This is a genomic window from Microcystis sp. M49636_WE2 (genome assembly GCF_030065375.1).
GTDB classification, from domain to species: domain Bacteria; phylum Cyanobacteriota; class Cyanobacteriia; order Cyanobacteriales; family Microcystaceae; genus Microcystis; species Microcystis aeruginosa_C.
Genome location: NZ_JASJFG010000751.1, coordinates 1 through 5,412 on the forward strand (window position 1 = coordinate 1; position 5,412 = coordinate 5,412).

General features: G+C 39.2%; 5 protein-coding genes and 1 pseudogene. 5 read left to right on the forward strand and 1 reads right to left on the reverse strand.

Features of this window, described 5'->3' with window-relative positions; genetic code table 11:
* A partial coding sequence (locus tag PX484_RS17205) for a M16 family metallopeptidase (protein ID WP_288104899.1) occupies positions 1–372 on the reverse strand: 372 nt, incomplete at its 3' end.
* A 283-nt stretch (positions 373–655) separates the two neighbouring features.
* On the opposite strand from PX484_RS17205, the gene PX484_RS17210 reads away from it, so the two are divergent.
* From PX484_RS17210 to PX484_RS17230, 5 genes and pseudogenes are all read left to right on the forward strand, one after another.
* Positions 656–1,435 (forward strand): pantothenate kinase, encoded by a 780-nt coding sequence (locus PX484_RS17210; RefSeq protein ID WP_287766962.1) that lies wholly within the window; start codon positions 656–658, stop codon positions 1,433–1,435.
* Between the two features lie 70 nt (positions 1,436–1,505).
* Positions 1,506–2,573: an NAD-dependent epimerase/dehydratase family protein gene (locus PX484_RS17215; protein WP_002801532.1), complete on the forward strand. Its 1,068-nt coding sequence runs from the start codon at positions 1,506–1,508 to the stop codon at positions 2,571–2,573.
* Positions 2,574–2,752: 179 nt separating this feature from the next.
* Positions 2,753–4,024: a glycosyltransferase gene (locus PX484_RS17220; RefSeq protein WP_002801531.1), complete on the forward strand. Its 1,272-nt coding sequence runs from the start codon at positions 2,753–2,755 to the stop codon at positions 4,022–4,024.
* A gap of 27 nt (positions 4,025–4,051) precedes the next feature.
* On the forward strand, positions 4,052–5,116 hold the full coding sequence (locus tag PX484_RS17225; protein ID WP_287766963.1) for an NAD-dependent epimerase/dehydratase family protein: 1,065 nt from the start codon (positions 4,052–4,054) through the stop codon (positions 5,114–5,116).
* A gap of 10 nt (positions 5,117–5,126) precedes the next feature.
* Positions 5,127–5,412: pseudogene (locus PX484_RS17230) on the forward strand (hypothetical protein); the annotation flags it as partial.

The following is a 5,412-nucleotide window of genomic DNA, read 5'->3' on the forward strand; positions in this document are numbered from 1 at the left end:
AATCTCAGCATGGAGGAGAATTTCGGCCAGATGGGGTAAGGTATGTTCAATTTGATCCACACTGGTGGTGAGATAGAAGTGTGCGTAATCGTGACTGGTGGCAGCGTTGGTCATTCCGCCACAATTTTCGATTAAATAGTCAAAGAGTCCGGGGGGGAGTTTTTTCGTCCCCTTAAAGATCATGTGTTCGAGAAAATGGGCCATACCTAACCATGGATCAGGTTCAGCGATCGCACCTGCTTTCACCCACACATCCACCACCACCACAGGAGTCACGGGTAAATACTGATGAATTACGGTTAAACCGTGATCTAATTGCCATACCTGAGCGGGAAAAGAACTCGTTTGACACTGCGCTATCGACTTGATCAATGTCCGTTAACCAGATTTTTTGTTAAATTCTATACCTAGGTTATCTTATTCTCTTGTCTGTTTAACCATTAAAAAACTTTTGTCATGATTTCTAGATAATTCCGCCAAATATCAGCTATCTTGAAGCCATCAGGAGTCAGGAGTCAGTAGTCAGGAGTCAGGAGACAGGAGATTATTTTATTTATTCTCCCCACACCCCACACCCCAATTCATAATTCATAATTCATAATTCATAATTCTCCCCCCACACCCCACACCCCAATTCATAATTCCTACTAACTAAATGACTGAGCAAGACACTGACTGGATAGGGTTGATGATCGGCAATTCTCGGCTACATTGGGGGTATTTTCGCGGTCAAACCCTGTTAGCTTGTCTCGATACTCCCCACCTGAGGGAACCCCTAAGTAATGAATTTTTGCAACAAATTTTCCCTAAACTCTTGACAAATAAATGTAACTGTGCATTGATTGTCGCATCCGTGGTTCCTAGCCAAAGAGAATTATGGGCAAATTATGGCAATTTACGGATAATTACTTTAAAAGACATTCCTTTGCTGGATTTATATGCAACATTCGGCATTGATCGAGCTTTAGCTGTCTTAGGTGCTGGAGAAAAATACGGATTTCCCTGTTTAGTCATCGATGCGGGGACAGCCTTAACTTTTACGGGAGTGGATGGGGATAAAAAGCTAGTGGGGGGAGCAATTTTACCCGGGTTCAAGGTGCAATTAGCCAGTTTAAGGGAACGGACGGCAGCCTTACCAGAGGTGTCCTTACCGGAAAGATTACCCCAGATCTGGGCAAAAGAAACAGCAGAAGGGATAAGAAGTGGGATAATCTATACAATTTTGGCAGGAATAGAAAAATTCAGTCGGGAATGGTTAAATTTATATCCAGAGAGCAGGATAATTTTCACAGGGGGAGATGGGGACTTAATTAGGGATTACTGGCAAGAAAAGGCCATTAAATCGCTCCTAGTGGATAAGACGATAATTTTTGAGGGAATTGCTGCAGTTAGGGGAATCTCCTCCTGTTTAATTGACAAAGGCGAACATATCTAGTAAAGTCGGAGAAAGTTTTCTCAACTTGGGAAATTTCTCAACAACTGGGCAAAAAATTCAGGATATAGTTATGGCGATCATTCTAGTAACCGGTTCTGCTGGTTTAATCGGTTCCGAATCAGTGAGATTTTTTTGTGATCGGGGTTATACCGTTGTCGGCATCGATAATAATATGCGTCAGGTATTTTTTGGTGAAGACGCTTCAACGGAGTGGAATCGAGCCAAATTATCCCAAGATTACGGGGATAAATACATTCACCATGCTGTGGATATTCGCGATCATGAAGCTATTTCAGCTATCTTTAAAACCTATAGTCATGATATATCCTTAATTATCCATACGGCGGCGCAACCTTCCCACGATTGGGCAGCTAAGGATCCCTATATGGATTTTAGTGTCAATGCTAACGGAACTTTAGTATTATTAGAAAATACTCGTCAACACTGTCCCCAAGCAGTATTTATTTTCTGTTCCACTAATAAAGTTTACGGGGATAGACCGAATGAATTACCTTTAGTAGAAAAAGAACTACGTTGGGAAATCTCGGAAAATCATCCTTATTTTGCTCAAGGTATTGACGAGTTGATGAGTATTGATGCTTGTAAACATTCTTTGTTTGGTGCCTCGAAAGTGGCAGCGGATGTGTTAGTACAGGAATATGGGCGTTATTTTGAGATGAAAACTGCCTCTTTTCGTGGCGGTTGTTTAACCGGTCCAAGTCATTCGGGAACCCAATTACACGGGTTTTTATCCTACTTGATGAAATGTACGATGATTGGCAAAGAATACAGTATTTATGGGTATAAGGGTAAGCAGGTACGCGATAATATTCATAGTTACGATCTCGTCAATGCTTTCTATCATTTTTATCAGGCCCCGCGAGTAGCAGAAGTTTATAATATCGGTGGTAGTCGCTTTAGTAATTGTTCCATGTTAGAAGCTATTCAAGAATGTGAAGCGATTGCGGATAAAAAGTTAAACTGGCAGTATGTAGAGACCAATCGTATTGGTGATCATATCTGGTGGATTTCTGATGTGAGTAAGTTTAAAAATCATTATCCTGATTGGCAGTTAACCTACACAGTAACGGATATTCTCAAGGAGATTTTTAGTCAAAACGTTAGCCGTTGGACTTAGGGTAAATCAAGAATTATTCTGGTCAATTTTTATCTGCTAGTTTTCCCTCGTTACCAAAGTGATTTTTAGCAAAATATACTGCTAGTAATTGAGGGACTATGTTAATTAGTTAGTAAGAGGATATTAATCGCAATATTGACCTAGAAAAACTAAACCAGAGCATATTTTAAGATACCATTATGTTAACTAAAATCTACAACAATAAAATTTTCCGATTTCTCATTGCTGGGGGAGTGGCATTTCTAATCAACTTATTCTTAATTTATTGGTTCATTGATGACTTGGGATTTAATACACCATTTTTGAAGAATGTTGCTAATGTCATTTCGATAGAAATATCTTTAATTGCTAGTTTTTTTATCTATAGAATCTGGGTGTGGACTGGAGGAGATTGGACAATCAGAGATGTGATTTTGATACAACTTCCTCTCTATCATCTCTCGGCAGGTTTAGCAGTTTTACTGCGAGTTTTCTTGATATTTCCCTTCTTAAACTGGTTAGGAATTAGCCCCGGAGTTAACACAATGATCGGGGTTTTAGTGGGTGCTAGTATTAATTATGTCGCCAGTGATAGCCTAATTTTTAAACCCAAGAATAAGACTAATGAGACAGAAATGTACTATCCCGAAGGATTAGCGCCAGCTTTCGAGATGGACGGTTACTCTCACCCACGTCAATCAAGGGATAACCATGGGGTAAAAACCCTATCAATAGTTATTCCTGCTTACAACGAAGAAGATTGCATCGAAAGCACAACTCACTTAATATCCGAACGTTTAGAAGAGGATAAAATTGATTATGAAATCCTAGTGGTTAATGACAATAGCAAAGATAACACCGAAGCAGTTCTGCAAAAAATCAACCAAGACAATCCTCGGATTCGCTACATCAATAACTATTATCCCAATGGTTTTGGTTTTGCGGTGCGCTGTGGGTTAGAAAATTTTAGCGGGGATGCAGTTGCAGTAGTAATGGCAGATAATTCCGACTCTCCCGATAACATGGTGGACTATTATTATAAACTCCAAGAAGGCTACGATTGCGTTTTTGGTTCTCGTTTTATCAAAGGAGGAAAAGTTATTGATTATCCCAAGCACAAGTTATTCGTCAATCGTTTGGCTAATCTATTCATTCAAGTTTTATTTGGGCTAAAATTTAATGATACCACTAACGCCTTTAAAATCTATCGTAAGGAGGTTATCGAAGGAATCTCACCTCTACTATCTCACCATTTTAACTTAACAGTAGAGATGCCCTTAAAAGCAATCGTGCGAGGATATTCCTATACGACAATTCCCATCACTTGGCGCAATCGTACCACGGGGGTTTCCAAGTTAAAACTCAAGGAAATGGGCAGTCGTTATTTATTTATAGTTCTCTCTATCTGGTTAGAAAAACACCTTTCTAGAGGCGACTATAAGCGCAAACGGAAAAAAAATCAAGTTGTTTGATAATTATCATCTAGTGGAGTATTTTTGATGACTAGGCAAGTGTTAATTACTGGTGGTGCGGGTTTTGTGGGCAGTTCTTTAGGTTTGGGATTAGCCCAACGTTATCCTGATTGGAAAATTATCGCTTTAGATAACTTAAAACGTCGCGGTTCTGAATTAAATATTCCCCGTCTCAAACAAGCGGGAATTGAATTTGTTCATGGAGATGTCAGAAATGCGGAAGACTTAGAAGCATCCGCTTTGCCAGTGGATTTAATCCTAGAATGTTCGGCAGAACCTTCCGTTTTAGCTGGTTATAATTCCCCCGGCTATGTTTTGCAGACTAACTTAATTGGAACGATTAACTGTTTAGAATTAGCTAGACAAACCCAAGCAGATTTTATTTTTCTCTCCACCAGCAGAGTTTATCCTATAGCCTATCTTAATCAATTAAACTATACAGAAACAGATACTCGTTTTCAGTTATCTGAACAGCAAGATTTACCCGGGGTTTCTGCTTTTGGTATAAGTGAACGGTTTCCCTTAGATTTGCCCCGTTCTCTCTACGGTTCCACTAAGTTAGCATCGGAATTGATTATTAATGAATATGGGGATGCCTACGGATTAAGAACTTTAATTAATCGCTGTGGAGTTTTAACCGGTCCTTGGCAGATGGGAAAAGTTGATCAGGGAGTTTTTGCCCTTTGGGTAGCTAATCATTACTTTCAGAAGTCCTTAAAATATATCGGTTATGGGGGTACAGGGAAACAGGTTAGAGATTTTCTTCATGTAGCTGATTTACTCGATTTAATCGATATTCAGATTGCTAATTTAGAACAATTCAAAGGGCAGACTTTTAATGTGGGGGGTGGGCAAGATTTTTCTTTGTCTCTTTACGAAACCACCAAACTATGTCAAGAAATCACGGGCAATAGTATAATGATTGAGGCAATTCCCGAAAATCGCACCGGAGATATGCCAATTTTTATCACTGATTCTCGCAAAATCAGTTCTATAACTGGATGGCAACCCCAGCGAGACGGTAGAAAATTAATCCAAGATATTTTTGATTGGATTTATAATCATGAGAAGGAACTTAAAGGTATTTTTTAACTGAACAATTATGCAGAAAAAATCTCTCAAATCACCTGTAGTCGTCAAGGGAATACTAATTATCATTACCGCCTACTTTTTTCTGGCAAATTTGCCTAGTATTGATTGGCTAGAAATTGGTTTAGATGCTTCTTGGGCTTTTGCTATTAGTGATGCTGCCCATAAACAGTTAATTTTTGGACAAGATATTATCTTCACCTATGGACCCCTAGGCTATCTGGTTCATGGCACATCTTTAAATCACAACTTTTCCCAAATTATCTATTTTCGCTGGTTGATACACCTTTGTCTATTAG